This window comes from Aminipila sp. (genome assembly GCF_032051575.1).
In the GTDB taxonomy this organism is placed as follows: Bacteria; Bacillota; Clostridia; order Peptostreptococcales; family Anaerovoracaceae; genus Aminipila.
This window is the reverse complement of sequence record NZ_DAMBYD010000009.1, coordinates 29,719-55,938: the sequence shown is the minus strand read 5'-3', so window position 1 is coordinate 55,938 and position 26,220 is coordinate 29,719. Positions and strand designations below refer to the sequence as shown.

At 32.3% G+C, this 26,220-nt stretch carries 28 protein-coding genes and 1 riboswitch; of the genes, 19 read left to right on the top strand and 9 right to left on the bottom strand.

Features of this window, described 5'->3' with window-relative positions; translation table 11 throughout:
- Positions 1–87 precede the first annotated feature (87 nt).
- The 8 genes from rsmG to rpmH form a co-directional block, all read right to left on the bottom strand.
- Positions 88–804, bottom strand: coding sequence for a 16S rRNA (guanine(527)-N(7))-methyltransferase RsmG (gene rsmG / locus RTW14_RS13025; RefSeq protein WP_312652083.1), 717 nt, complete (start codon positions 802–804; stop codon positions 88–90).
- Entirely contained in the window at positions 804–2,693 is a 1,890-nt protein-coding gene (mnmG, locus tag RTW14_RS13020) for a tRNA uridine-5-carboxymethylaminomethyl(34) synthesis enzyme MnmG (RefSeq protein ID WP_312652081.1), read from the bottom strand. The genes rsmG and mnmG overlap by 1 nt, the downstream gene beginning before the upstream one ends.
- A 21-nt stretch (positions 2,694–2,714) precedes the next feature.
- Positions 2,715–4,151 (bottom strand): tRNA uridine-5-carboxymethylaminomethyl(34) synthesis GTPase MnmE, encoded by a 1,437-nt coding sequence (mnmE, locus tag RTW14_RS13015; protein ID WP_312652079.1) that lies wholly within the window; start codon positions 4,149–4,151, stop codon positions 2,715–2,717.
- Between the two features lie 164 nt (positions 4,152–4,315).
- Positions 4,316–5,152: an RNA-binding cell elongation regulator Jag/EloR gene (gene jag, locus RTW14_RS13010; RefSeq protein WP_312652076.1), complete on the bottom strand. Its 837-nt coding sequence runs from the start codon at positions 5,150–5,152 to the stop codon at positions 4,316–4,318.
- A gap of 27 nt (positions 5,153–5,179) precedes the next feature.
- Entirely contained in the window at positions 5,180–5,881 is a 702-nt protein-coding gene (locus tag RTW14_RS13005) for a YidC/Oxa1 family membrane protein insertase (protein WP_312652074.1), read from the bottom strand.
- Between the two features lie 12 nt (positions 5,882–5,893).
- On the bottom strand, positions 5,894–6,103 hold the full coding sequence (gene yidD / locus RTW14_RS13000) for a membrane protein insertion efficiency factor YidD (RefSeq protein WP_312652072.1): 210 nt from the start codon (positions 6,101–6,103) through the stop codon (positions 5,894–5,896).
- A gap of 13 nt (positions 6,104–6,116) precedes the next feature.
- The gene (gene rnpA, locus RTW14_RS12995; RefSeq protein ID WP_312652070.1) at positions 6,117–6,479 is read right to left on the bottom strand and encodes a ribonuclease P protein component; all 363 of its coding nucleotides are present in this window, start codon (positions 6,477–6,479) and stop codon (positions 6,117–6,119) included.
- A 51-nt stretch (positions 6,480–6,530) separates the two neighbouring features.
- Positions 6,531–6,665, bottom strand: a complete 135-nt coding sequence (rpmH, locus tag RTW14_RS12990) for a 50S ribosomal protein L34 (RefSeq protein WP_312652068.1) — start codon at positions 6,663–6,665, stop codon at positions 6,531–6,533.
- 417 nt (positions 6,666–7,082) lie between these two features.
- On the opposite strand from rpmH, the gene dnaA reads away from it, so the two are divergent.
- From dnaA to RTW14_RS12905, 17 genes are all read left to right on the top strand, one after another.
- Entirely contained in the window at positions 7,083–8,462 is a 1,380-nt protein-coding gene (dnaA, locus tag RTW14_RS12985) for a chromosomal replication initiator protein DnaA (RefSeq protein WP_312652067.1), read from the top strand.
- Between the two features lie 186 nt (positions 8,463–8,648).
- A complete protein-coding gene (dnaN, locus tag RTW14_RS12980) occupies positions 8,649–9,755 on the top strand; it encodes a DNA polymerase III subunit beta (RefSeq protein WP_312652065.1) in 1,107 nt (368 codons plus the stop codon).
- Positions 9,756–9,805: 50 nt separating this feature from the next.
- Positions 9,806–10,933: a DNA replication/repair protein RecF gene (gene recF, locus RTW14_RS12975; RefSeq protein ID WP_312652063.1), complete on the top strand. Its 1,128-nt coding sequence runs from the start codon at positions 9,806–9,808 to the stop codon at positions 10,931–10,933.
- A gap of 1 nt (position 10,934) precedes the next feature.
- Positions 10,935–11,504, top strand: a complete 570-nt coding sequence (locus RTW14_RS12970) for an RNA polymerase sigma factor (RefSeq protein WP_312652061.1) — start codon at positions 10,935–10,937, stop codon at positions 11,502–11,504.
- On the top strand, positions 11,494–12,243 hold the full coding sequence (locus RTW14_RS12965; protein WP_312652059.1) for a DUF4367 domain-containing protein: 750 nt from the start codon (positions 11,494–11,496) through the stop codon (positions 12,241–12,243). The genes RTW14_RS12970 and RTW14_RS12965 overlap by 11 nt, the downstream gene beginning before the upstream one ends.
- A gap of 64 nt (positions 12,244–12,307) precedes the next feature.
- Positions 12,308–12,901 (top strand): hypothetical protein, encoded by a 594-nt coding sequence (locus RTW14_RS12960; RefSeq protein WP_312652057.1) that lies wholly within the window; start codon positions 12,308–12,310, stop codon positions 12,899–12,901.
- A 69-nt stretch (positions 12,902–12,970) separates the two neighbouring features.
- A riboswitch (cyclic di-AMP (ydaO/yuaA leader) is annotated at positions 12,971–13,102 on the top strand.
- 142 nt (positions 13,103–13,244) lie between these two features.
- Positions 13,245–13,793 carry a GNAT family N-acetyltransferase gene (locus RTW14_RS12955; protein WP_312652055.1) on the top strand — a complete coding sequence of 183 codons (549 nt, stop codon included), beginning with the start codon at positions 13,245–13,247 and terminating at the stop codon, positions 13,791–13,793.
- Positions 13,794–14,078: 285 nt separating this feature from the next.
- Positions 14,079–15,344 (top strand): glutamate 2,3-aminomutase, encoded by a 1,266-nt coding sequence (gene eam / locus RTW14_RS12950; protein ID WP_312652053.1) that lies wholly within the window; start codon positions 14,079–14,081, stop codon positions 15,342–15,344.
- A 284-nt stretch (positions 15,345–15,628) separates the two neighbouring features.
- Positions 15,629–17,548, top strand: coding sequence for a DNA topoisomerase (ATP-hydrolyzing) subunit B (gyrB, locus tag RTW14_RS12945; protein WP_312652051.1), 1,920 nt, complete (start codon positions 15,629–15,631; stop codon positions 17,546–17,548).
- 22 nt (positions 17,549–17,570) lie between these two features.
- On the top strand, positions 17,571–20,060 hold the full coding sequence (gene gyrA, locus RTW14_RS12940) for a DNA gyrase subunit A (protein ID WP_312652350.1): 2,490 nt from the start codon (positions 17,571–17,573) through the stop codon (positions 20,058–20,060).
- A 76-nt stretch (positions 20,061–20,136) separates the two neighbouring features.
- Positions 20,137–20,538, top strand: coding sequence for an ATP-binding protein (locus RTW14_RS12935; protein ID WP_312652049.1), 402 nt, complete (start codon positions 20,137–20,139; stop codon positions 20,536–20,538).
- Positions 20,535–21,257, top strand: coding sequence for a SigB/SigF/SigG family RNA polymerase sigma factor (locus tag RTW14_RS12930; RefSeq protein WP_312652047.1), 723 nt, complete (start codon positions 20,535–20,537; stop codon positions 21,255–21,257). The genes RTW14_RS12935 and RTW14_RS12930 overlap by 4 nt, the downstream gene beginning before the upstream one ends.
- A gap of 16 nt (positions 21,258–21,273) precedes the next feature.
- A complete protein-coding gene (trpS, locus tag RTW14_RS12925) occupies positions 21,274–22,260 on the top strand; it encodes a tryptophan--tRNA ligase (protein WP_312652045.1) in 987 nt (328 codons plus the stop codon).
- 2 nt (positions 22,261–22,262) lie between these two features.
- Entirely contained in the window at positions 22,263–23,135 is an 873-nt protein-coding gene (locus RTW14_RS12920) for a YitT family protein (protein ID WP_312652043.1), read from the top strand.
- A 186-nt stretch (positions 23,136–23,321) separates the two neighbouring features.
- Positions 23,322–23,807 carry an RNA polymerase sigma factor gene (locus RTW14_RS12915; protein ID WP_312652042.1) on the top strand — a complete coding sequence of 162 codons (486 nt, stop codon included), beginning with the start codon at positions 23,322–23,324 and terminating at the stop codon, positions 23,805–23,807.
- Positions 23,804–24,418 carry a zf-HC2 domain-containing protein gene (locus RTW14_RS12910; RefSeq protein ID WP_312652040.1) on the top strand — a complete coding sequence of 205 codons (615 nt, stop codon included), beginning with the start codon at positions 23,804–23,806 and terminating at the stop codon, positions 24,416–24,418. Before RTW14_RS12915 ends, RTW14_RS12910 begins: the two co-directional genes overlap by 4 nt.
- A 155-nt stretch (positions 24,419–24,573) precedes the next feature.
- Positions 24,574–24,810 carry a hypothetical protein gene (locus RTW14_RS12905; protein ID WP_312652038.1) on the top strand — a complete coding sequence of 79 codons (237 nt, stop codon included), beginning with the start codon at positions 24,574–24,576 and terminating at the stop codon, positions 24,808–24,810.
- A 19-nt stretch (positions 24,811–24,829) separates the two neighbouring features.
- Here RTW14_RS12905 and RTW14_RS12900 read toward each other — a convergent pair whose 3' ends face one another.
- Positions 24,830–25,573 (bottom strand): lysophospholipid acyltransferase family protein, encoded by a 744-nt coding sequence (locus RTW14_RS12900; protein ID WP_312652036.1) that lies wholly within the window; start codon positions 25,571–25,573, stop codon positions 24,830–24,832.
- Between the two features lie 117 nt (positions 25,574–25,690).
- Here RTW14_RS12900 and RTW14_RS12895 point away from each other — a divergent pair, with 117 nt between their 5' ends.
- Together RTW14_RS12895 and RTW14_RS12890 are read left to right on the top strand one after the other, a co-directional pair.
- Positions 25,691–25,918 carry a hypothetical protein gene (locus RTW14_RS12895; protein ID WP_312652034.1) on the top strand — a complete coding sequence of 76 codons (228 nt, stop codon included), beginning with the start codon at positions 25,691–25,693 and terminating at the stop codon, positions 25,916–25,918.
- Entirely contained in the window at positions 25,899–26,210 is a 312-nt protein-coding gene (locus tag RTW14_RS12890; RefSeq protein WP_312652032.1) for a YbjQ family protein, read from the top strand. The genes RTW14_RS12895 and RTW14_RS12890 overlap by 20 nt, the downstream gene beginning before the upstream one ends.
- Positions 26,211–26,220: the final 10 nt, after the last annotated feature.

Here is a 26,220-nt window from a genome sequence, read left to right as displayed (position 1 = left end):
ACAAGCATATACTCTTCCTTATTTAATATTATCAGAAGCCTGTCCAATTGAAAGTACCTTATGATAAACAAAAAACCACTGAAATCGCTATTTCAGTGGTTCTTTCGATGGTGTTCCCGCTTTTCTCGGATATTTTGCGGAAGTGCTCTGCACTTTATTCATTACTATAATATTATGATCCAAATCATAACCTGGTAGTGTTACTCTTTCCTCTCTAGCTATGCTGCCCCCAAGAAGAAATATAGCTTTATGGGCCTCTTTTATTTCTTCATCAGCCTTAGTCCCCTTATATGCAAGGAAGTTACCTCCCCTTTTTATAAATGGCAGACAATATTCAGACAAAGTTGCAAGGTTTGCCACAGCTCTTGAAACACATATATCATACTTTTCCCTATGTTCCTTATTACGCCCCATATCTTCTGCTCGGCCATGCAGCGTAACAACATTTAAAATATTTAATTTAGAAGCCAAATCGTCTATTATATTTAAACGTTTTTGCAGTGAATCCATTAAAACAAACTGTTTTTCAGGAAAAACTAATGCTAAAGGTATTCCGGGAAATCCTCCACCGGTTCCAACATCTATAACCTTCTCTGCTTTTTTCATTTCAGGAAAATTGTAACACAAAAGAGAGTCAATATAGTGCTTTCTAATGAATTCTTCTTTGTCCGTTATCGCTGTTAAATTTACCTTTTCATTCCATTCAAGAATCAATTCCATATACTTTTGAAACTTGTCTAAAACTTTATTATTATAAGATATATTTAACTCATTAAATGCTCTCTGTAATGTTTCCATTGCCATTAGTTTTTCTTACTCCTTCTTGCCTTCTCCAGATATACAAGTAATACATTTATATCTGCTGGTGAAACTCCTGAAATTCTTGAAGCCTGCCCAACAGACATAGGTTTAAACTGAGTCAGTTTTTGAATAGCCTCTAATCGCATTCCTTCAATCTGTTTATAATCAAAATTCTGGTCTAATTTTTTAACCTCAAGTTTTTTAAACTTTTCTATTTGCTGAAGCTGCTTCGCAATATATCCAGTATATTTAACCTGAACTTCCAGTTGAGTAATAGAATGCATGGATAGCTGCTTATCTCTATTTTTGTCAAGGGGGGCAAGTAAATCATAAGTAATTTCTGGTCTCTTCAAAAGCTCACATAGTGAAACTCCACTCTTTATTGGAGAACTTCCTAAGCTTTCAAGATAATGATTAATTTCTTCTGTTGGTGGAACTATAACATTTTCAAGTCTAATCTTTTCTTCTTCGGCCTCATTTCTTGTTTTTAAGAATCTATCAAATCTATTCTGCTTCACGAGACCTATTTCATAAGCTTTTTCGGTCAGACGTAAATCCGCATTATCTTGCCTTAATACCAGTCTATATTCAGCTCTGGAGGTCATAATACGATAAGGTTCATTAGTACCCTTAGTTACAAGATCATCGATTAATACCCCAATATAAGCCTCTGATCGATCCAATACGAATGGATCCTTACCATCTACCTTAAGTGCTGCATTTATACCAGCCATTAAACCTTGTGCAGCAGCTTCTTCATATCCAGAACTTCCATTAAATTGCCCTGCACAGAAAAGATTTTCAATCTGCCTGTTTTCAAGGCTTGTTTTAAGTTTAAGTGGATCGATACAGTCATACTCTATAGCATATGCAGGTCTTACAATTTTTAAATTTTCAAGTCCTGGTATAGTTTTATAAAAAGCCTCTTGTACATCTTCTGGCAAGCTTGAAGACATTCCCTGAATATACATTTCTTCAGTCTGCAAGCCTTCAGGCTCAATAAACAACTGATGTCTTTCCTTGTCACTGAATCTGTTGACTTTGTCCTCTATGGATGGGCAATATCTAGGTCCAATACCTTCTATCTGGCCTCCAAAAAGCGCAGATCTTGAAAAATTATTTCTTATAACTTCATGTGTTTTGGCATTTGTATAGGTCAGCCAACATGATATTTGCTCCTTCTCAAGTTCATCATTCATAAATGAAAACGGTACGATCTTTTCATCACCAAACTGCTCCTGCATTTTAGAATAATCAAGGGTGCTCGCAAGTGCTCTTGCAGGCGTGCCCGTTTTAAAACGACGAAGCTCCATGCCATGCTTTTTAAGATTATCCGCAAGTTCCATTGAAGGTGCTAGACCATTTGGTCCACTATTAAAACACCATTCTCCTATAAAAATCTTACCTCTTAAAAATGTTCCTGTCGCCAATACTACAGCTTTTGCTTTATATGCAGAACCTGTTCTTAGTATTACTCCACAAGCCTTACCATCCTCCACGAAGATATCTATAACCTCACCTTGTTTTAAATCGAGATTATCCTGTTTTTCCATAGTTTTCTTCATCTCTTCATGATATTTAAATTTATCAGCCTGTGCTCTAAGGGAATGTACTGCCGGTCCTTTTGCAGTGTTTAACATTTTACTCTGAATAAAAGTTTTATCTATATTTAGTCCCATCTCTCCGCCCAGTGCGTCTATTTCTCTGACTAAGTGCCCTTTTCCTGTTCCACCGATTGAAGGATTACATGCCATCATAGCTACTGCTTCAAGATTTATAGAAAATGCTAAGGTTTTTTTGCCCATTCTTGCAGAAGCAAGCGCTGCTTCGCAGCCTGCATGTCCTGCACCAATAACGATTACATCATATTCACCCATCATATAATAATTCATACTACTTATCACCTACTTATTCTACTTTCCAAGACAAAATCTTGAAAATACCTCATCTATTATACTATCACTTACTGTTTCTCCAACAATTTCACCAAGAAACTCAAAAGTTCTTTTTACATCTATTTCTATAAATTCAAGTGCCTCACCTAGACGTACCATATTTACAGCATCCTCTAAAGCACTTTTAGCAGACACTAAAAGATTTGAGTGGCGAACATTTGTTATAAACGTATTTCCACTCTGCTTTACTTCACCATTGTATACCAAATTTTCAATTTCTTGCTCAATATTGTTTATTCCTCGTCCATCTTTAACTGCAGTTTCTATAAAAATAGCTCTTGGCATTTTTTCATGTAGAGTTTGTTCATCAATAACCATGCCTAAATCTATTTTATTTATAAGAACTAAAGCTCTCCTATTACCAACTATTTTTATAATATTTTCATCTTCTTCAGAAACGGGCTGGCTTCCATCTAAAATTAGCAAAACTAAATCAGCTTCATTAAAAGATTCTTTACTTTTTTCAATTCCTATTTTTTCAACCGTATCCTCCGTATCATGAATTCCTGCAGTATCAATTAATTTTACAGGTATATTCTTAATTGTAATATCTTCAACAATTGTATCTCTAGTAGTCCCAGGAATATCAGTAACAATAGCTCTAGTTTCTTTTAACAGCGCATTCATAAGTGAAGACTTTCCTACATTTGGTTTACCAACAATAGCAACTTTAAATCCTTCTTTTATTATACGCCCTGTATCTGCTGAACTAATTAATTTTTGAATCATATCGTTTATTTGTAATAGATTGTTTAATAATTTTTCATAGGTTATTTCTTCTATATCTTCATCTGGATAATCTAAATTTACTGTTAAGCCTACAAGTTCATCCATCAATAAATCTCTAATTTGTTTTATATCTTTCGATAAAGCTCCTTCAAGCTGCCCCAAAGCAACATCAAAGCTTTTATCACTTTTTGCTTTTATTAAATCTATAACTGCCTCTGCCTGAGTTAAGTCTAATCTGCCATTTAAAAATGCTCTTTTAGTAAATTCTCCAGGTTCAGCCATTCTAGCGCCATTTTTTAAAACAAGTTCTAAAACTTTTCTAAGTGACACTATACTCCCATGGCAGTTAATTTCTACAACATCTTCTGTAGTATAAGTATAGGGTGCCTTCATATATACTGAAAGTACCTCATCTATAACCTGATTTGTATGATAATCTATAATGTGACCATATGTTAATCGTCTATTAACTATAGGCTCTCCAATTGTCATACTAACGGATTCAGGCTTGAAAATATATTTTTCAACATCATTTTTTTCTATGTGCTTTTTTATAGGCTGAAATACCTTATTTAAAATTGATAAGGATTCTTCACCGCTTATTCTTATTATTCCAATTCCACCTTCTCCATATGCGGTAGCAACTGCTGCTATTGTATCTTCCATAATTTAATCACCATCTTTTCAAATTAGTAAAATTATAAATTTTGTCTAGCAACTTCTTTCACCAATTGGACAAAATAATTAACGATAAAAATCGATCTATCCATGATTAATTTCATAAATCTGGATAGATAAAAAAGAAAAAATAGCCCGAATGGGCTATTTTTTTATTTCATTTCTATTATAACCCTTCTATAAGGTTCTTCACCTTCACTTCTTGTAGTGATTTTAGGGTTGCCCTGAAGAGTAGCATGAATAATCTTTCTTTCATACGGATTCATTGGCTCAAGCCTTACACTCTTCTTTGTTCTAACAACCTTGTCTGCTAGTCTATTTGCCAGCTGTTCCAAAGTTTTTTCTCTTTTGCTTCTATAATTCTCAGCATCAACGACAACTCTTTTATATTTTTCATCGTCTTTATTTACAACAAGACGAGTTAAATACTGTATAGCATCAAGAGTCTGTCCTCTTTTTCCTATAACAGTTCCAGAATCTTTTCCATTGATGTCAATATATATACTATTTTCATTTTCTGTAGCTGTAACAGTAACTTCAATTCCCATTTTTTCAGTTACATCTTTAAGAAAATCTAAAGCAGGAGAGCTTTCAACAGATACTAAATCATTTGGTCTTTCAGTTTTAAAGTCTTCAACATTTTCAGGTTTTCGAACTGAATTTTTAATTTCTTTAGTCTCTTTAAATTCTTTGTGCTCTTTATTTTCTTTTTTTACAAATTCCTTTTTCGTAAACTCTTTATTTGAGTTACTTTGTACCTTTGTTATTGGAGCTTCCTTCACAGCTTCTTTTATAGGCTTTTCTTCAACCTTTGCAGCTGTCTTCTTATAAACTCTTACTTTGGCAAGTTTTGAACCTATACCGAAAAAGCCTTTTGAAGATTCTTCCAATACAATTACATCAACTTCATCTATCGTAAGTTTTAAATCAATGAGGGCAAGTCTTATAGCTTCATCTTCATCCTTCCCCCACTTTTCTGCGTAATCCATATTTAATTTCCCTTCAAATATATGCTTTTATTTCTTACGTTTCTTTTCTGATTCTTCCTTCATCTTTTTCCTTAATCTATTAAGTCTAAAATTAAAACCAATCTGAACTAAAGTACCTATAAACCAATAAATTGTAAGACCAGCTGGGAATGATCTACCCATCCAAACGATCATTACTGGAAAGAAGTACTTCATCATATTCATCATTGGAGCCATCTGGTTATTTGCAGAACCTTGCTGACTCTGTGTTTGGCTGAAAGAAATAAAAGTTGTTACACCGGCTGCTATTGGAAGAATCCATAAATCAGGCTGACTTAAGTCCATAACCCATAAAAATGATTCGTGAATTGCCAATAGCATAGAATCACTATTCATATAAGCCATAGGATTTCTTAATAAAGCAAAAAGTCCAAATATTATAGGCATCTGAATTAACATAGGTAAACAACCGCCCATAGGATTAAACTTTTCTTCCTTATAAAGTTCCATCATCTTTATATTTAGTGTTTCTTTATCATTTGCGTACTTTCTTTGCAAAGCCTGCATTTTAGGCTGAATGTCCGCCATACCAGCAGTTGATTTAATCTGTGCTGCATAAAGCGGGTAGAGACAACCTTTTACTAATATGGTGAAAATTATTAAAGTTATACCATAATCATTTAACAAACTATATATAAAACTTAATAACCAACCTAGAGGCACTGCAATAAAACCAATAATTGTTTGCATTAATTTCCTCCGCTACTTTAAAGGATCATAGCCACCAGGATTAAAGGGATGACATTTTAGAATCCTTTTAATTCCAATAAAACTACCCTTTATCACACCATATTTTTCTACTGCTTGTATAAAATATGCTGAACATGTTGGGTAAAACCGGCATGTTGGTGGAAATAAAGGAGAAATAAATTTCTGATATCCCTTAACAAGTCCTATAACTATTTTCTTCAAATAGTACACCTTCTTATTTTTTTGTTATTAATCCGGCTTTTTTTATAAGAGAATTCATAGATTTGTAAACATCATCACACTTGACATCTTTGATAGTGTTTCTTGCAATCAAGATTATATCAAAACCAATCAGCGTATCAGCTTCCATTCGTCTAAAGCTCTCTTTCATAAGTCTTCTTGCTCTGTTCCTTACTACGCTGTTTCCTACTTTTTTACTAGCTAAAAAACCTAATCGATTGTAACTTAAATTATTCCTTCTACAGAATAATACTACATATTTTCCACCGAAGGATTTTCCTCTGTTATAAATAGCAGAAAAATCTTTTTTATTGCGTAATACATTTTTTTTTAGCATTACATCACCATACAAGACCATACAAGAGTGTCCTGTTCAATCTTTAAAACAAAAAGACCACAGTTGCGGTCTCTATGCTGATAATTCTTTTCTTCCTCTTAATCTTCTTCTCTTTAATACATTTCTACCGTTCTTTGTACTCATTCTTTTTCTAAAACCATGTTCTTTTGATCTCTGTCTTTTCTTTGGCTGATAAGTCTGTTTCATTCTTAAACACCTCCTTGCTTAATTCAATAATTCGGTTTCATACACATCTAAATTTCAACGCGTATTTTCACTTACATGTCCTATACATGCCACATTATTATACATTCGCTAATTATCTGTGTCAATGATTTTAACAAGTTTACCAATAATATTACAAATAAATAAAAATATTTTACGGTAATATTTTATATAAAAACCTATATATAGTTGTTAACATGAAAACTATACACAAAGTTGTCCACTATATGTGGATAATTTTTAAATTGTTGAAAGTTCAATATAAAAAATTTAACTATTGCCTGTGGATAACTTAATTGTTATTATGTATTAAGAACTTTATATCATTTTTTTTCTTTGATTAGTTATTTAATTTTTACTAATCATTTTATATTTAATTAAGCATAAGGATGTAGATAAATGAGCAACATGAATGAAAATTGGAAAAAAACCCTAGAATTACTTGCTCCAGAATTAACTGAAGTAAGCTATAATACGTGGTTTTTGCCTATAGTACCTTTAAAAATAGAAGAAGAAAATAATAAATTATATTTAAAACTTTTAAATGATATGAATTTAAATATTATGAAGAGCAGATATATGTCTATTCTGGAAAATGCCGTAGCTATTGCCTTTTCAAAGAAATATGATATAGAACTTACTCTTGATGATATGGAGGAGGAAGAAACCATCAATCACAAAAGTGCATATGATGATTCCTTCGTAAAGCGTTTTCCAGATGAATACTATTTTAATCCACGCTACAATTTTAATGCATTTGTAGTAGGTAATAACAATAGATATGCACATGCTGCATCACTTGCTGTTGCAGAATCGCCATCATGTGTATCTGCAAATCCCTCTGATTCCTACAATCCATTGTTTTTATATGGTGGATCTGGTTTAGGGAAAACTCATTTGATGCATGCCATTGGTCAATACTTATTGATAAATTATCCAAAACTTAAAGTTCTTTATGTCTCCTCTGAAATGTTTACAAATGAACTGATCAAAGCTATAGGGGATAGAAAAACTCTTGAATTCAGAAATAAATATAGAAATATCGATGTATTGTTAATAGACGATATACAGTTTATTGAAGGAAAAGACAGTACTCAGGAAGAATTTTTTCATACGTTCAATACTTTATATGAAGCCAATAAGCAAATTATTATTTCCAGTGATAGACCACCAGCCAAACTTTTAAACATCGAAGAAAGACTGCGATCTAGGTTTCAATGGAATATGATTGCAGATATACAACCTGCTGATTATGAAAACAGAGTTGCCATCTTAATGAAAAAGGCGGAACTTGAAAACATTACAATTGATGATAACCTCATGGAAGTCATTGCTCTTATTGCTGGAAAGATTAAGTCAAATATCAGAGAACTTGAAGGAGCCTTTTCAAGAGTTATTACTTTTTCAAATCTAATGAACAAAGAAATAAACCTATCTCTTGCAAAAGAAGTATTAAAGGATATTATTTCAAATACAGATGTCATCATTAATCCAGAGGTTATAAAAAAATATGTCTGCAAGCATTTCGATATTAAAATTTCAGATATCGAATCAGCAAAGAGAACAAGGGCTTTAGCATTTCCAAGGCAGATTGCTATGTATCTATGCAGAGAAATGACTGATTTATCACTTCCAAAGATTGGCGAAGCTTTTGGTAAAAGAGATCACACTACGGTAATGCATGGATGTGAAAAAATTACTTCTGAAATAAAAATGAATGAATCTATAAAAGAAGTTGTTGAAGCAATCAAAAGAAATATAAATGAGAGTAGAATATAAAAATAATACATAAAAATTTATACACAACAATACACTGGTTGTTATATAAATTTATACAAGTTATCAACAAAAAATAAACAACAAAAAAGTTAGCAGTTTCAAGGCTTCAAAGTGGTTATCAACAAATCCACAGCCCCTACTACTAATACTACTAATAAAAATTAATAAGAATAAAGGAGTCGGCACATGAAATTTACCTGTAATCAGCAAATTTTATCTAAAGCTATAAATACCGTTTCAAAAGCTGTAACTAACAGAACTACTATTCCTATTCTTAAGGGAATTTTACTAAAAGCAAAAGATAATAAGTTAGTATTAACTGCATCAGATTTAGATTTAAGTATAGAAAAAATAATTGACACACATGTATCAGAAGAAGGAGAAATTGTTGTTTTATCAAAATTATTTGGTGAGATTATCAGAAAACTTCCAAACGAAGACATCACTATTGAACTAAAAGAAGAAAACAACATAACTATAGAATGTTCAACATCACAATTTAACATTGTATGTTTTCCAGCAGATGAATTTCCAAACATAGGGGAAATTGAAGAACAAAGTAAACTTTTAATTAATAGAGATATATTTAAAGAAATGATTAGAAAGACGTCTTTTGCCGCAAGTGTAGATGAATCAAAGGGTGTCATAGTTGGTGTTTTAATTGAGCTAGAAGAAAATTACTTAAATATGGTTGCATTAGATGGCTTCAGAATGGCTGTTGTGAAAGAAGAAATGAAAAACTCTGAAGAAAAGAAAATAATAATAGCTTCAAAGATTTTATCAGAAATAAGTAAAATAATTTCAGAAGTAGAAGATGAAGATGTTGGAATCATCTTAGACTATAAAAAAGCTGTTGTGATACTAGAAGGAACAAGAGTTGTTTTAAGACTTTTAGAAGGTGAATTTATAAAATATAAAGATATAGTTCCAAAAGAATGTCAGACAACTGTTACTATAAACAGGGGAGATTTATTAGAAAGTGTTGAAAGAGCCTCTCTTTTCGCAAAAGAAGGAAAAAACAATCTAGTAAAACTTTCTATAGACGGAAATAATATGACTATTACTTCAAGATCTGAAGAAGGTAATGTTAAAGAAGATGTTATTATTTCAACAGAGGGGGAAGGTCTCGATATAGGGTTTAATTCAAAATATTTAATTGATGTACTAAAAGTAATAGACGATGAAAATATTAGACTTGAGCTAAATACAAGTGTAAGTCCTTGTTTGGTTAAGCCAATAGAGGGTAATCAGTTTGTTTATTTAATATTACCTGTAAGATTATCAGGAAATTAAAGAAATTTGGCTGTCATTTATGGCAGCCTTTGTTATATGGAGAATAGAAGATGTACATAACAAAAGTTGAACTGCAGGATTTTAGAAATTATGAAAATCTGAATATAGAATTTCATCCTAATGTTAATTTGATACTTGGTAATAATGCGCAGGGAAAAACTAATCTTATTGAGGCTATTTATTTATCTTCACTAGGAAAGTCTTTTCGTACTTCTAATGATTTTGAAATGATCAAATTTGGCAGTAAATTTTTCAGAGTAAAGATAGAGGCCGAAAAAAAGAATGAAGATCTTTGTGTTGAAATGGCTGTGAGTAAGGAAAGTAAGGCTGTAAAGTTAAATGGGCGAAAAATAAAAAAAATTTCTGAACTTCTTGAAAATATTTATATTGTTGTGTTTTCTCCAGAAGATTTAAAAATTGTTAAAGAAGAACCTGAAAAAAGACGAAAATTCATTGATCGAGAACTTTGCCAGATAAGGCCTATGTATTTTAATAATATTTCTCGATATAAAAAAATACTTCTACAGCGAAATACAATGTTAAAAGAGAATTCTCCCAAAATATCTTTACTTGAAATATGGGACCAGGAATTAGCAGAGTATGGATCTAAGATTATATTGATGAGAGCTGAATTTATTAAAAAGTTAGATAAAATAAGCAGTCAAATACATAAAAATATTACCAATGGCAAGGAAAAACTCCATATTCAGTATGAAGCAAATGTTCCATTTATGAATAGCTTACAGGAGCAGAAAGATTTATTTTTAGAAAAAATAAGGAAAAATATAGAAAAAGATTTAGTAAGAAGAAGCACAAGTGTTGGGCCTCATCGTGATGATTTGAAAATAATCATAAATGGCATAGATATAAGAAAATATGGCTCTCAGGGCCAGCAAAGAACAGCAGCATTGTCTTTAAAATTAGCTGAAATTATGTTGATAAAAGAAGAAACAGAGGAAGATTGTATATTGCTATTGGACGATGTTTTGTCTGAATTGGATGAAGAGAGACAAAATTATTTGATAAATTCCCTTGCAAATATACAGCTTTTTATAACTTCAGCAGAACTTTCAGATAAAGTTAAAAGAACACTTCCTGAGGGAAAAACATTTTATGTGGAAAATGGATGTGTAGAACAACGAAAAAGTACGATAGATTTTGAGGTGGTAGGGGTTTAGTGTGATTAGTTTATTAATGATGGAAATTTCTGATGGAGTTAATAAAACAAATTTTGAGAAATTGTATACTCTATATAAAAAACATGTTTATTACATAGCCTTAAAATATTTAGATAATCAGCAACAGGCAGAAGATGCTGTGCAGATTACATATTTTAAGGCCTTTTGTAATATAGAAAAGTTCGAAAATATGGATGATTATAAAACCAAAGGGTATATTTTTACTATAGCTAAACGCACTGCAATAGATATTTTAAGAAAAGAAAAAACAAATGTATGTGTAACAAATGAGCAGGAAGATGCGTTATTAAAAATAAAAGACAATTTTTCTTTAGAAAAAGAAATTTTAAAAAGAGAAACAAAAAAATTAGTTAATTCCAAGATGGATGATCTAAGTGAAGTGGATAGAAAATTATTAAAATTAAAATACATAGATGAAAAAAAAGATAAAGAAATAGCTGAAGAACTTGGAATTCCTTATGATAATGTGAGAGTGAAAATAACAAGAGCTAGAAAGAAGCTGGCACTATCACTTTTAGTTGAAAAGGAGGATATGTTTGATGAATTTTAAATTTGAAGATATGGCAGATGAAGAATTAGAAGAAGCTGCAGAAGAATTCGAAAGGATAGAAGTTGAAGTAAAAAATTTAGAAGAACAAAATAATCCTTTTTCTGTTCCAAAAGAATTGGATCAGAAAATACTAAAAATGATAAGAAAATTTGAAGCAATAGAGCTAAAAAATAATAAAAAGAAAATAAAAAATAAATATTTTAGAATTGCAGCTATGATTATAGTTTGCATAGGTGTCGCCATGACAGTAGTCACAATGAATGTAGATGCTTTTCGTATAAAGCTTTTTGATTTTATAATAGAGGATCATGGAGAATACATAGATGTTAATGTAGTTGAAAAAGGTGAGCTGAGTCCTGAAACAAAAGCAAAATTTCCAAAAAAATGGGAAGATGTATTTTATCCAATGGCACTGCCAGAAGACTTTAACTTAGTAGATGTTAATGGATATGGTGATATAAAAAGTATGACTTTCACTATTAATGAAAAAGAGGAGTTATATGCAACGTTTCAATATTATTTAATTGGAAAAGCCAATACAGCTATCAATAGTGAAAATTGTGAGGTAGGAAAAACTAAGGTTAATGGAAAAGAAGCAATATATTCTTTAAAAAAAGATGAGTGTGTTATTTTAATGTGGACTGATAGTGGATATGAATTTTGTATAACGATAAATAGGGGAACTGTAAAAGAAGCAGTAAATATAGCAGAAAGCGTAGCTTATGTAAAATTAAACTAATTAGTGGAACCACTAGAGTATCTTATTTAAAGTGAAAAATAAAGAGTAAATAAGGAGAAGAAAAATGCGCAGATTATTGATTTTAATGAGTTTAATTGCAATATTTTTTTCATTAAATGCCTGTGGTAATCAAGTAAATAGTTCAGAGAATATGAGTGATAAACAATTTATGCCTTACGAGAAACTCACATTAAGCAATAAGGCAGATGATATACAAAATGGGGAGTGGATTGAAAAATTAAGGATGCAGCTTATTGAAAAACAAGAAGTTAGTGAAATGACTGCGGACAGATTAATGAAAAATGGAAAATTTGAAGCTTATAGATTAGAACTTGCAGGTAGCCAGGAATATGATGGTAAAACATATCCATATAAAATAAGTGCAGACATGGTGTTATGGCAGAGTGATGAATATTATGCCATTTGTGAAATTAATAATAAAAAAATACAAAGTTGCGACGAAAATATAGAATTAATTACAGAAGAACCCTTAAAAATGTGGACAGATGATTTAGATGTCTTAAAAATAGTGACAACAAAGGAAGTAATACAATTTGATATAGGTGGAAGAGTTTCTTTTAAAGAAAAAGGAAATAAAGAAGTAGGTCCATTTACTATAGTTTATAGCGTAAATTTTTCTTGTCCAAGGGAAATGTGAATATAAGAGAAAGTAATTGAAATTTGACTTATAACATCTAAAATGTTATAATAAATAAGAATAAAATAATAAAATGTGTTGCTGAGTCAAGAAATTGAACGGGAGAACCAAATTTATGGGGTGAATCACAGATGTATTGTGTAGGGTGTCTTTTCTGCCCGAATCCGTCAGCTAATCTCGTAAGCATTAGAAAAGGGAGTATAATATAATAATATACATTTTTTTTGTGTGCAAAAAATTAGCTACGGTTTAAAAACCGTAGCTTTCTGTGTTTTTGGCTTCAGTTCCAACAAAGAAAGGAGGAAAATAATTCGTTTGTTGTAACAATTGAAGGGGGTTTTATATGATTAATAAAATGTTAGAGGAAATTAATCGTTTACCGCGTAAATTTATTAAAGATTTAGATATAAATCTTAGTAATATTAAAGTATATCTAGTTCAAGATTTTGATTTATTACTTTTACAAAATATGGTAAGTTTTGGATTGAATATCTTTGGAGAATTAGGTATGGATGAATGGGGACTAGTTCCACAAATTCGGCATGGAAGTGTTTATATATTAAAAGAAGAAGAGAAAACAGACATTAAAGGGCTGGCAATTCTTATGAGAGATTGGGAAAATCCTGAAAAAGCATATCTATTTGATTTTGCTATTGAAAAAGAAATACAGGGCCATGGTTTTGGGCGTCAATTCCTTAAAATTATTGCAGAGAATCTGCAAGAACAAAATTTCGAGAAAATAGACCTTACTGTTGATGTTGACAATCAACCTGCAATAAATTTATATAAGCATATTGGATTTAGACCTATTGAATATAGTCGTAATGAGTATGGAAAAGGTCATAATCGATATATTATGGAATGGGATATTGCAGGATCAGATCAAATATAAGATTCTTAAATACAATTCATTAAAAAATAACTTAAATTCTTAAATTTCAAATTCTAAATATATTATTTTACTTTATTTCAAAAAAAATATATGATTAGCATTTAATATGAGCAAACAACAGATAATATGATTTAGGCTGTTATTTATTTGTATTAATTTAATATTTGTTTCCGTGTAGGAACAGAAAAATTTCAATAGAATATATGTTTGTATATAGGGGATATAAGTATATCTAAAGAAATAAAGAGATGAAATATAAGACGTACAAAAAGTGAGGAGGAGTACATGGAAAAAAACAAAAAAAGGCAAATATCTATTCAAAGAGCAAATGAACTAAAGGGTAAAATAGAAGATTTTTTGGAAGCAAAAAAGACAATTACAAAAGGAATGGACATGGAAAATGAACTAGTTAAAAGAAAAAATAAAATATTAAGTTTGTTAAAAGCCTCAGAAGAGGATTGGAATGATTATCATTGGCAATTAGATAATAAGATTACGGATGCTGAAACTTTAAGTAAAATTATTAATCTAAGTGAAAAAGAAAAGAAAAATATTGAAGAAGTTGAAAAAAAATTTAGGTGGGCAATTTCTCCTTATTACTTGAGTTTAGTACATCCGGATGACAAGTATGATCCAATAAGATTATTATCAATTCCTGCATATAAAGAATTAGAGGATTCATGTACAGATCTTGATCCTATGGGAGAAGAATTTACAAACCCAGCAGGATGTATAACCAGAAGATATCCCGACCGATTAATTATAAATGTAACTAATGAATGTGCCATGTATTGTAGACATTGCCAGAGAAGAAGAAATATTGGAGAAGAAGATGTTCACAATACTCGTGCCGCCATTCAAGAGTCAATAAACTATATTAAGGAAAATGAGGAAATAAGGGATGTTTTAATTACCGGTGGAGATGCTTTATGTCTTTCAGATGAAGAATTAGAGTGGATTATAAAACAATTAAAAGATATTTCTCACGTTGATTATATTCGTTTGGGAACCAGAACCCCAGTAACCATGCCTCAAAGAATTACTGATAAATTATGTTCTATGCTTAAAAAGTATCATCCCATTTATGTAAATACTCATTTTAATCATCCAATAGAAATTACTTATGAATCTAAAGCTGCCTGCGAAAGATTAGCTAATGCTGGTATACCTATTGGAAATCAAGCAGTATTGTTAAATGGTATTAATAATAGTAAATTTGTTATGAAGGTGCTAAATCAGGAATTGTTAAAATGCAGAGTAAGGCCATATTATATATTTCATGCTAAACATGTACAGGGAACCACTCATTTTAATACTTCAATTGAAGATGGAATGGAAATTATGGAATATTTGAGAGGTTATACTTCAGGTATGGCAATTCCTACTTTTATAGTAAACGCACCAAAAGGCCAAGGAAAAACTCCTATATATCCAAATTACATTGTTTCCAGAGGACCAGGTTATATTCAATTAAGGACATGGGAAGGAAATATTGTTAAATACGAAGATCATGAAACAAAAAATATTAAAGAATATTTTGAAAAGGTATAAAATAAATGCCGCAAATTAGACTATAGAACTTAAAGTGAACCAGAAAGCCTTAAATTAACGATTTAAGGCTTTTAAAATGTGTTTTTTAAAAAGAACCTCCAAAAATAGAAAAAATATTGTAAGGGTGCAAATTTTAGTGTATACTAGATTAGTTATATTGTATCTAAAATTTGGTAACAATATTTAGTAGAGTAAAAAATAAAATTTTAAAAGGCAAGGAAAATGGCATTACTAGAAGTTTTGACAAGATAACCATCCATGTCTATAGAACAGGAGAAGTTAAATTGAGTACAGAAGTAAACAATCAACAGTATGATGCTGCCCAGATACAAGTTCTGGAGGGTCTTGAAGCTGTAAGAAAAAGACCGGGAATGTATATAGGCAGTACTGGTCCAAGAGGTCTTCATCACCTAGTTTACGAAGTTGTAGACAACAGCGTGGATGAAGCTTTAGCAGGTTTCTGCAAAACTATCAACATTACAATAAATGCAGATAACTCTATCACTGTAGAAGATGATGGCAGAGGTATGCCGGTAGATGCACACCCTAAGCTTGGTATTCCTGCAGTTGAAGTCATTCATACAATACTTCATGCTGGTGGTAAATTCGGCGGCGGGGGATACAAAGTATCTGGAGGTCTTCACGGTGTAGGTGCTTCTGTAGTTAATGCGCTTTCTACTGAAATGGAAGTTGAAATAAAAAGAAATGGGAAAATCTATAAGCAGACGTATAGTAGAGGTAAGACTACTATGCCTCTTACTGTTATAGGTGATTCAAGACATACTGGTTCAAAGACAACCTTCTGGGCTGACCCTGATATCTTTGAAGATGTAAACTATGATTATGCAACGCTTGAACATAGACTTAGAGAGATGGCTTTTTTGAATAAGGGAATTAAAATTTCACTTAAGGATGAACGAGAAGGTCAGAAAAAGGGAGAAGTATTCCATTACGAAGGCGGTATTAAGGAATTTGTAATACATCAGAATAAAAATAAAGAAGCTATTCATGAAGAAGTTATTTACTTTGAATTAATTAAAAATAACCTTGAAGTTGAAGTAGCTATGCAGTATACAGATCGTTATAACGAACTGATTCTTTCTTATGCAAATAATATTAACACCACTGAGGGTGGTACTCACATGGTGGGCTTTAAGTCGGCACTTACCAGAGTAATCAACGACTATGCAAAGAAGAATAAGCTTATAAAAGAAAATGATGATTCTCTTTCAGGTGAAGATGTAAGAGAAGGACTTACTGCTATTATTTCCGTAAAGCTTACTGAACCTCAGTTTGAAGGTCAAACAAAGACAAAGCTTGGTAATAGTGAAATGAGAGGTTTCGTTGAAACTTCAACAAATGAGAATTTAACTGCATTTTTAGAGGAGCATCCAAATGAGGCAAGAATTATCATTGATAAATGTCTTCGTGCGGCTCGTGCAAGAGAAGCAGCAAGAAAAGCAAGGGATTTAACCAGAAGAAAAGGTGTACTTGATGGTATATCACTTCCTGGAAAGCTTGCTGACTGCTCCGAAAAAGATCCTGCGCTTTCAGAAATATTCTTAGTCGAAGGAGATTCTGCGGGTGGTAGTGCTAAGCAGGGCAGAGATAGAAAAAGACAGGCAATTTTACCACTTCGTGGTAAAATTTTAAATGTTGAAAAAGCTAGACTTGATAAAATATTAAATTCAGAAGAAATTAAAAATATGATTACAGCATTTGGCTGTGGTATTGGGGTTGACTTTAATTTGGAAAAGCTTAGATATCATAAAATCATTATCATGACCGATGCCGACGTTGATGGCGCGCACATCAGAACATTATTATTAACATTCTTCTACAGATATATGACACCGCTTATTGAAAACGGTTATGTATATGCGGCTCAGCCGCCACTTTTCCAGACCAAAAAGGGTAAGGAAGTATATTACACTTATGGGGAAAAAGAACAGGAAAGACTTATGGCGGAAATTGCGGACAAGCCTGGAAAAGCAGATATTCAAAGATATAAGGGTCTTGGAGAAATGGATTTCAACCAGCTTTGGGAAACAACTATGGATTTTAATCACAGGACTTTAGTGCAGATAACCCTTGAAGACGTTACTGCTGCAGATGAAATCTTTACAACTCTAATGGGAGATAAGGTTCCACCAAGGCGAAAGTTTATAGAAGATAATGCAAGATATGCAAATGTAGATATTTAAGATAGGAGGAAAAAACATGACTATGAATTTATTAGAAGATTCAAAGCTGATACAGCATGAGATTCATGATGAAATGAAAAACTCCTATATAGACTATTCCATGAGCGTTATTGTAGGAAGAGCTCTTCCAGATGTTCGTGATGGTCTAAAGCCTGTACACAGAAGAATACTTTATGGTATGAGTGAATTGGGAGTTACTCCTGATAAGCCACATAAAAAATCGGCACGTATCGTCGGTGAGGTAATGGGTAAATATCACCCTCATGGTGACAGCTCTATTTACGATGCTATGGTTAGAATGGCACAGGATTTCTCAATTAGATATATGCTTGTGGACGGTCACGGTAACTTCGGTTCGGTTGATGGAGATGGCGCCGCAGCAATGCGTTATACGGAAGCAAGAATGACTCCGTTTGCATTGCAGATGCTTCGTGATATTGATAAAGAAACCGTTAATTTCATGCCTAACTTTGATGAAGAAGAACAGGAACCTGAAGTACTTCCCGCAAGATTCCCAAATCTGTTAGTAAATGGTTCTAACGGTATTGCGGTCGGTATGGCAACATCTATTCCTCCTCATAATCTTAGAGAAGTGATTGATGCTGCTGTTTATATGATTGACAATGAGGATGCAGATGTTGAGGATCTAATTAAAATTGTTAAAGGTCCAGACTTCCCAACAGGTGCAACCATCATGGGAAAAAACAGTGCAAAGCAGGCTTATAGAACTGGACAGGGAAAAGTGCTTGTTCGTGCAACAACTGAATTTGAAGAAACAAGCAAGGGTAAGCAGCAGATTATTGTGACAGAAATTCCCTATCAGGTAAATAAAGCAAGATTAATCGAAAAGATTGCAGAATTGGTTAAAGATAAGAAAATTGAAGGTATTTCTGATATCCGTGATGAATCAAATAGACAGGGTATGAGAATTGTAATTGAACTTAAAAGAGATGCAAATCCTCAGATAACTTTAAACCGACTTTTCAAGCATACTCAGCTTCAGGAAAGCTACAGTATGATTATGATTGCACTTGTAGACGGACAACCAAGAACATTAACGCTTCACGAGATTTTAACTGAATATTTAAAGCACCAGAAAGAAGTTGTTACAAGAAGAACTATATTTGATAAGAAAAAAGCTGAAGCAAGAGCTCACATCTTAGAAGGTTTAAGAATAGCGCTTGATAACATTGATGAAATCATTAAAATTATTAGATCTAGTTACAATGATGCAAAAGATAAATTAATAGAACGTTTCGGGCTTTCAGAAATTCAGACACAGGCAATTCTTGATATGAGGCTTGCCAGATTACAAGGTTTGGAAAGAGAAAAAATTGAGAGCGAATATGAAGAATTAATGAAAAGAATTTCATATTACAACCAGTTATTAGCAGATGAAAAGATGTTAATGGGTGTTGTTAAAGACGAACTTCTAGAAATCAAGGATAAGTGGGGAGATGACAGAAAAACAAAGATTGTTGCTGACATTTCCGAATTAGATGAAGAAGATTTAATTGAAGAAGAAAATGTTGCAATAACATTAACTCATCTTGGTTATTTAAAGAGAGTATCAGTTGATAATTATAAGACTCAGAAGCGAGGCGGCAAAGGAATAACTGGGTTAACAACCAGAGAAAATGACTTTGTAAAGAATATGATTATGACGTCAACTCATGATACACTAATGTTCTTTACAAATACGGGTAAGGCTCATAAACTCAAAGCTTATGAAATACCTGAGGCAGGGAGAACTGCAAAGGGCATGCCTGCTGTAAACTTCTTGAATTTAATGCAGAGAGAAAGAATAACAGCTATTATTCCTATCAAGGAATTTACAGAAGATGAATTCTTAATTGCGGTAACTAAGCATGGTACAATTAAGAAGACTCCTATTTCACAGTTTGATACAAATAGAAAAACTGGGCTTATTGCTATCAATCTAAAGGATGGCGATGAACTTATTGGAATAAAGCAAACAACAGGCCGCAATAAAGTTATTATCGTAACAAAGCAGGGAAAATGTATCTGCTTCTCTGAAGAAGACGTTAGAAGCATGGGAAGAATTGCTGGCGGTGTAAGAGCCATTAAACTTGAACCAGATGATGAAGTCGTTTCCATGGAGTTAGTTGAGGCAAATGAAGAACTTCTTGTTGTTACTAAGAATGGTTATGGAAAGAGAACACCGGTTGATGACTATAAGATTCAGGTAAGAGGTGGTAAGGGACTTTTAACTTACGACAAGGCTAAGTTTAAGAAAACAGGCGAACTTATCGGTGCAATGGTTGTAAATGAGGATGATGAAATCATGCTTATTAACTCCGATGGTATTATAATCAGAATTAGAGCAGGTGAAGTCTCAAGACTTGGAAGAGCTACTCAGGGTGTTAAAATCATGAGGGTTGACGATGATGCGAATATCATTGCTATGGCAAAAGTTATTAAAGAAGTTGATATAGAAGAAACTGAAAATGAAACGGAAGAATCTTCACAGATTGAAATAAAAACAGAATAATGTTAAAATGAGGGGAATCATCATTTATGATGATTCCTACTTCCTATTATGACCAAATCAAGGAGAAAGTATAAAAATGGCAGATTGTATTAAATTTACAGTTACGGGAAAACCGGAATATATTAAAGTTGTTAGAATGGGTATTGCTGCACTTGCAAGCAATGCTGGTTTTGACGTGGAAGCTGTGGATGACATAAAGCTTGCTGTAGATGAGGCCTGCAAGGCTATTACGTGTCATGGGTTCAATGCTTGGACAAATATGTATGAAGTGTCTTGTGAACTTCATGAAGACAAAATAGAAATTTTGGTTACAGATATTGGTAACGGAAGAGACTTAGTAAAAGAATACAGACCTTGTAAAAATTGTCCTCAAGATGGTGATTTGGCAATGATTGTTATAAAAACGCTTATGGATAAAGTTGAAATTAAAAATGCAAGTGATGAACAAAAAAGCATAGTAATGGTGAAGAACAAATGATGAACCAACAAGTATTCCTACAGTACAGAAAAAGCAGAAGTGTTGATATAAGAAATCAAATTGTAGAGACTTATCTGTATATGGTGGAAATTCTCATAAGAAAATATATGAATAAAGGTGTAGACTATGATGATCTTTATCAAGTAGGTGCAATGGCTCTCGTTTCTGCCGTTGACAGATTTGATCCTGAAAAGGGCTTTGAGTTCTCTAGCTTTGCTACGCCCACAATTTTGGGAGAAATAAAAAAGCATTTCAGAGATAAGGAATGGAGTATGAAAGTTCCTCGCAGGACAAAGGAGATAAGTCTCAAAATACCTGCTGCAAAAGAAGATCTTACCGAAAAGCTTGGAAGAACACCGACTGTTGATGAATTAGCAAAGCATCTTGACTTATCAAATGAAGAAATTATTGAAGCAGTGGAAAGTGGAAAAGCTTATGCTACATACTCATTAAATCAAACTACTGAAACTGACGAGGTTCTAACCTTTGATAAGTTTGCGTCTATTGAAGAAAAGGGATATAGTAGTATTGAAGACTTTGAAGTTATAAAGACGGTATTTAAAACTCTTAATGAAAAAGAAAAGAAGGTTTTTAAGCTTCGATATTTAGGAAATAAAACTCAGGCAGAAATAGCAGACGCTTTAGGGGTATCACAGATGACTATATCTAGAGCAGAAAAGAATATAAGAAAAAAGTTTCACGAGGAATTAAATCGTTAAACGGAGGAAAAATAAGATGAAACGAGTTTTTTCAGGCGTACAGCCTACAGGTAATATACACATAGGAAATTATTTAGGAGCGTTAAAGCAGTTTGTTGAATTACAAAATGATAACGACTGTATTTACTGCATAGTAGATATGCATTCAATAACTGTGCCACAGGATCCAAAAGAACTTAGAAAACACACACTTGATGTGGCTGCTTTGTATATGGCAATCGGGATTGATCCAAACAAAGCTACTGTCTTTGTTCAATCTGATGTTCCTGGTCATGCTGAATTATCATGGGTATTAACTTGCAATTCATACACAGGTGAACTTTCCAGAATGACTCAGTTTAAAGATAAGAGCAAGGGAAAAGAATCTGCACCTACAGGATTGTTTTCATATCCTGTATTAATGGCAGCCGATATTCTTTTATATGATTGTAATATAGTTCCTGTTGGAAATGATCAGAAACAGCATATTGAATTATGCAGAGATCTTGCTATGAGAATAAATAATAAGTATGGAGAAACCTTTGTAATTCCTGAGGGAAGATTCCTAAAGGAAGGTGCCAGAATCATGGCATTGGATGATCCTACAAGAAAGATGAGTAAAAGTGCAGAAAACCCACTTAGCAAGATTTCTCTTCTTGATGATGAATCAAAAATTAAAAAGGCAATTATGAAATCCACCACAGACTCTGAAGGAATTATTCGTTTTGATATTGTAAACAAGCCTGGTATAAGTAATTTACTTAATATCTACAGCTCTTTTTCAGGAATTACTGTACAAGATATTGAGAAAAAGTATGAAGGCTGCGGATATGGGGATTTTAAAAAAGATTTAGTTCAGGTAACTTCCGAAGCACTAAGACCAATAAGAGAAAGGTTTGAAGATATCAGAAATTCCGAAGAACTAATTATAGCATTAAAAGAAGGTGCAGAAAAGGCTAATGCTATTTCTGAGGCAACTATGTCTAGAGTAAAAGAGAGATTTGGACTTGGAATTGGAAAATAAGAATGAATATAATAAAAAAAGAAATGAACTGGAAAAGAGTTTTAATTGATTATTCTTTTATAACATTAGGGCTATTTTTAGTAGCAACTGGTGTGTATTTTTTTAAAATGCCAAACAATTTTTCAACTGGTGGTGTTAGTGGTATTTCTATTCTACTTGCCAGTGTAGTGCCTATGTCAAAGGCAACTTTAATGGCGTTAATAAATATGCTGCTACTGGTTGTAGGTTTTATATTTTTAGGGACCTCTTTTGGAATAAGAACTCTATATGGTTCTGTAGTTTTATCTTTTTTTGTTACATTTTTTCAAGAAATCATTCCTTTGAATGGCCCGCTGACTAATGAGCCATTAATGGAGTTAGTCTTTGCTGTAATACTTCCAGCAATAGGCTCTGCGATTTTATTTAACTATTCAGCCAGTAGTGGCGGTACGGATATAATCGCTATGATTTTGAAAAAGTTTACCGCTTTGGATATAGGAAAAGCTTTGTTTTGTACAGATGCACTTATAGCCATAACTAGTGGAATTATGTTCGGAATCACCACTGGTTTATTTTCTATACTTGGACTTTTATCAAAAGCAGTTGTTGTAGATAACGTAATGGAAGGTATTAATATTTCAAAATGCTTTACAATTATTACGGATAAGCCAAGTGAAATAAGTGAATTTATACACAGTGAATTGAAGAGAGGAGTAACGAAGCATAGCTGTATTGGAACATATGACAATCACGAAAGATTTGTGTTAATGTCAGTAGTTAACCGTGCACAGGCAAAACAGCTTAGAGATTTTATCAATATAAATGATAAACATGCTTTCGTTATAATAACCAATTCAAGTAATATATTAGGCAAAGGGTTTAGAACACCCATGTAGGAATTATAAAGGAGTAGGATCAAAAAAAGTTTTTGATCCTACTCCTAATTTTTATCTGTTTTTTAATTCAGCATATATAGTAAGAAAACTATTATGGTGGTTTTTATTTTTTGTTTATACTTTTTTATTTTCTATGTAACGAAATATAGAGTAGTCGGATACATGTTGTGAAGGAGGTGATATAAAATGCTCAACGTAGATGATATTTATAATGAATACGCAAAAATGATTTACAAATTTTTGATGAGTCTTTGCAATAATGCAGAGCTTGCAGAGGAATTGACTCAGGAAACTTATTACCAAGCAGTCAAATCATCTAAAAAATATAATGGCACCTGTAAAGTATCAACCTGGCTGTGTCAAATTGCAAAGCATTTGTGGTATCAGGAAATTGAAAAAAGTAAACGAAGAAAAACATCTACGCTTAATGAAGATATCGTTTTACCTGATTTAGAACTGCCTGAAAAAATATGTTTAAAGTTTGAGAAAATGAAAGTGATTAAAGCAGTACATATTTTAGATGAAACGTCAAAAGAAGTAGTACTTCTTCGTATAACAGGAGCATTTTCATTTAAGGAAATAGGTGAAGTTTTTTCTAAAAATGAAAATTGGGCAAGAGTAACCTTTTATAGAGCAAAACAGAAGATTGTAAAGGAGGAGAGAACAAGATGAAGTGTGAAATAATCAGAGATTTACTGCCAAGTTATATTGATGGACTGACTAGTGAGGAAAGTAATTTAGAAATAGAAAAGCATATAAATGAATGTTCTTTATGCAATGATATTTATGATCACATGAGAGTGGAAATGAAGTCCCAGCGTATCATATTTGATGAAGACAGAATTAAGCCTTTTAAAAAGTTGAATAGAAGAATATTAAAATCAGTGGTAGCTACAGTTTTAATTTGTGCAATGCTTGTAGGTGTTTATTTGTATTTTTTTACTTTCGGTTGGAAAGTAAATTCAGAAGATATGAATATACATTATGATTATAAGGATGGGAGTATCTACATTGAGTTTGAACTTTTAGATGGAAGAACTTTAACTCCAATATTGGATAGACATGCCTTTGGACCTGAAAAAGTTATTAATTTTAGAGAATGTTTCAGTAGTATTATAGATGACAGAGGGGAGTACCCAAACCAATTTTCCTATGGAATTGAATATAATGAATATTTCAGAAAGAATTTGGATGATGATAATTGTGTTATACTTAATTTTAAGGATAAAACTGAAATTTTATATTATAAAGATATTGTTAAAGAATTGAAGTTAAAGAAATAAGTGAAAAAATTTATCAAGCTGAATAGTTCATCAATCAGCTTTTTGTATGAGCAAAGACACATAAGCATAGTTAAATATACTTATTTGGTGTTAAGAATTAGAATGGTTTTTATGGGATATAATAGTAAAACAACATGATTGGAAGGAGACCAACTATGGAATTTACTATATGGCCAGAAACAGAGCTGGGCCGATGGGCAGCAAGCCTTGGCATTACTGTTATAATTTTTGAATTGTTGAAAATGATGTTTAATTTTCCGATTATGTGGTTTATTATTACAGTTCAAGGCTTGTTGGGATTGGTTTTTGCCATGGTTACAATTTTGAAATATAAAGAAAAATCGATACTTGTTTTTCTTTCAGCTTTTATAGGAATAATTATTATTTTATAATATATAAATAGTTTATGGACTATTTGTTATTTTTTAAATCGTTTAGGCCTTTTTTTACAATCTGTTCTACTGTCTCGGCTAAATTAGAAGCCTCAGATCTAGATAGCCCAGAAGTTTGAATTGCTGGATGAATAAGAAAGTCAACTGTAAAGTCACCCTGCATATAGCCTTTTTCCTCAAAAAGTTTGTAAGTGCCATTTATAGAAATAGGCACGATAGGAACGCCAGGTTTTGTAGCAAGTCTTAAGCTTCCTTTTTTAAATTCACCCATTTCGGCGCCCTTGCTTCTGTGACCTTCTGGAAAAACAACGATTGAAAAACCTTGTTTTATAAAATCAATTGCTGTTTCAAAAGCTCTGAGTGATTCTCTTGGATCTTCCCGATCAATCATAACACTTCTGATATTTTTTATCCACTCGCCATAAAGAGGCAATTTACTAAGACTGCTTTTAGCAATAAATCCAGTTTGGAATTTATCTAAAGCGGCGCAGCATGTGGGGATATCACCATAACCCTGATGGTTAGCAACAAATACCACAGGACCGTTTTCTGGCATATTTTCTTCTCCAATTATATTTAAGTGGATATTTAAATCATTTAAAATTCGTTTTCCCCAGGTAGAAGTAGCTTTCAATATATATTCTTTTTCTTTCTCAAGATCTTCAAGAGCCCTATATTTATATATGTTTTTTTTATGTTTTTTTAGTTCTGGGAGTGCTGAAACAAATTCAACAATCATAGGTATATTTCTTATAATTTTCATCTTTATTTCTCCATTCTACTTTTAATCATAACATATAATTAATAAAATATTAATTACTAATTAAAATAAAGGTGTAGTATAATGTTACGAAAAGAGTATATTTTAAGGTGGTATAGTATGAATAAATTTATTGCACCTATTGTCATTGCAGTAATAACAATAATTTATGGACTAGGCATGTCGATACTTTTATTTACAGCTGTAATGAAGAATCTGTTACCTATGGCAGTAGCCATATTTATATTAATTGGCCCTATAGTAGGAGCTGTTTTAATAATAGTAGTCTTAATTCAAAGGATAAAAGAAATAAAAGGAGGAGAAGAGAATGCTGCTAGTAAATATTAATTATATTCCAGGAAAAGATATAGAGGTAATTGGAATTGTTAAGGGAAATGTAGTACAGTCAAAGAATGTTGGAAGAGATATAATGGCTGGTGTAAAAGGGCTTGTAGGAGGCGAATTGTCAGGATATACAGAAATGCTGACAGAGGCACGGCAAATTGCAACTAAGCGAATGGTTGATGAAGCAGAAAAACTTGGGGCAGATGCAATTTTACAGATTCAATTTTCATCATCAGCGATAATGCAGGGAGCAGCTGAAATTATTGCTTACGGCACTGCTGTCAAATATAAATAGAACGATAGCG

What these genes read in the sequence shown, in the direction of transcription:
- rsmG (WP_312652083.1), bottom strand. Translation starts at nt 804, where the DNA reads ATGGCAATGGAAACATTACAGAGAGCATTTAATGAGTTAAATATATCT.
- mnmG (WP_312652081.1), bottom strand. Translation starts at nt 2,693, where the DNA reads ATGAATTATTATATGATGGGTGAATATGATGTAATCGTTATTGGTGCA.
- mnmE (WP_312652079.1), bottom strand. Translation starts at nt 4,151, where the DNA reads ATGGAAGATACAATAGCAGCAGTTGCTACCGCATATGGAGAAGGTGGA.
- jag (WP_312652076.1), bottom strand. Translation starts at nt 5,152, where the DNA reads ATGGATTACGCAGAAAAGTGGGGGAAGGATGAAGATGAAGCTATAAGA.
- RTW14_RS13005 (WP_312652074.1), bottom strand. Translation starts at nt 5,881, where the DNA reads ATGCAAACAATTATTGGTTTTATTGCAGTGCCTCTAGGTTGGTTATTA.
- rnpA (WP_312652070.1), bottom strand. Translation starts at nt 6,479, where the DNA reads ATGGTCTTGTATGGTGATGTAATGCTAAAAAAAAATGTATTACGCAAT.
- rpmH (WP_312652068.1), bottom strand. Translation starts at nt 6,665, where the DNA reads ATGAAACAGACTTATCAGCCAAAGAAAAGACAGAGATCAAAAGAACAT.
- dnaA (WP_312652067.1), top strand. Translation starts at nt 7,083, where the DNA reads ATGAGCAACATGAATGAAAATTGGAAAAAAACCCTAGAATTACTTGCT.
- dnaN (WP_312652065.1), top strand. Translation starts at nt 8,649, where the DNA reads ATGAAATTTACCTGTAATCAGCAAATTTTATCTAAAGCTATAAATACC.
- recF (WP_312652063.1), top strand. Translation starts at nt 9,806, where the DNA reads ATGTACATAACAAAAGTTGAACTGCAGGATTTTAGAAATTATGAAAAT.
- RTW14_RS12965 (WP_312652059.1), top strand. Translation starts at nt 11,494, where the DNA reads ATGAATTTTAAATTTGAAGATATGGCAGATGAAGAATTAGAAGAAGCT.
- RTW14_RS12960 (WP_312652057.1), top strand. Translation starts at nt 12,308, where the DNA reads ATGCGCAGATTATTGATTTTAATGAGTTTAATTGCAATATTTTTTTCA.
- RTW14_RS12955 (WP_312652055.1), top strand. Translation starts at nt 13,245, where the DNA reads ATGATTAATAAAATGTTAGAGGAAATTAATCGTTTACCGCGTAAATTT.
- eam (WP_312652053.1), top strand. Translation starts at nt 14,079, where the DNA reads ATGGAAAAAAACAAAAAAAGGCAAATATCTATTCAAAGAGCAAATGAA.
- gyrA (WP_312652350.1), top strand. Translation starts at nt 17,571, where the DNA reads ATGAATTTATTAGAAGATTCAAAGCTGATACAGCATGAGATTCATGAT.
- RTW14_RS12935 (WP_312652049.1), top strand. Translation starts at nt 20,137, where the DNA reads ATGGCAGATTGTATTAAATTTACAGTTACGGGAAAACCGGAATATATT.
- RTW14_RS12930 (WP_312652047.1), top strand. Translation starts at nt 20,535, where the DNA reads ATGATGAACCAACAAGTATTCCTACAGTACAGAAAAAGCAGAAGTGTT.
- trpS (WP_312652045.1), top strand. Translation starts at nt 21,274, where the DNA reads ATGAAACGAGTTTTTTCAGGCGTACAGCCTACAGGTAATATACACATA.
- RTW14_RS12920 (WP_312652043.1), top strand. Translation starts at nt 22,263, where the DNA reads ATGAATATAATAAAAAAAGAAATGAACTGGAAAAGAGTTTTAATTGAT.
- RTW14_RS12915 (WP_312652042.1), top strand. Translation starts at nt 23,322, where the DNA reads ATGCTCAACGTAGATGATATTTATAATGAATACGCAAAAATGATTTAC.
- RTW14_RS12910 (WP_312652040.1), top strand. Translation starts at nt 23,804, where the DNA reads ATGAAGTGTGAAATAATCAGAGATTTACTGCCAAGTTATATTGATGGA.
- RTW14_RS12905 (WP_312652038.1), top strand. Translation starts at nt 24,574, where the DNA reads ATGGAATTTACTATATGGCCAGAAACAGAGCTGGGCCGATGGGCAGCA.
- RTW14_RS12900 (WP_312652036.1), bottom strand. Translation starts at nt 25,573, where the DNA reads ATGAAAATTATAAGAAATATACCTATGATTGTTGAATTTGTTTCAGCA.
- RTW14_RS12895 (WP_312652034.1), top strand. Translation starts at nt 25,691, where the DNA reads ATGAATAAATTTATTGCACCTATTGTCATTGCAGTAATAACAATAATT.
- RTW14_RS12890 (WP_312652032.1), top strand. Translation starts at nt 25,899, where the DNA reads ATGCTGCTAGTAAATATTAATTATATTCCAGGAAAAGATATAGAGGTA.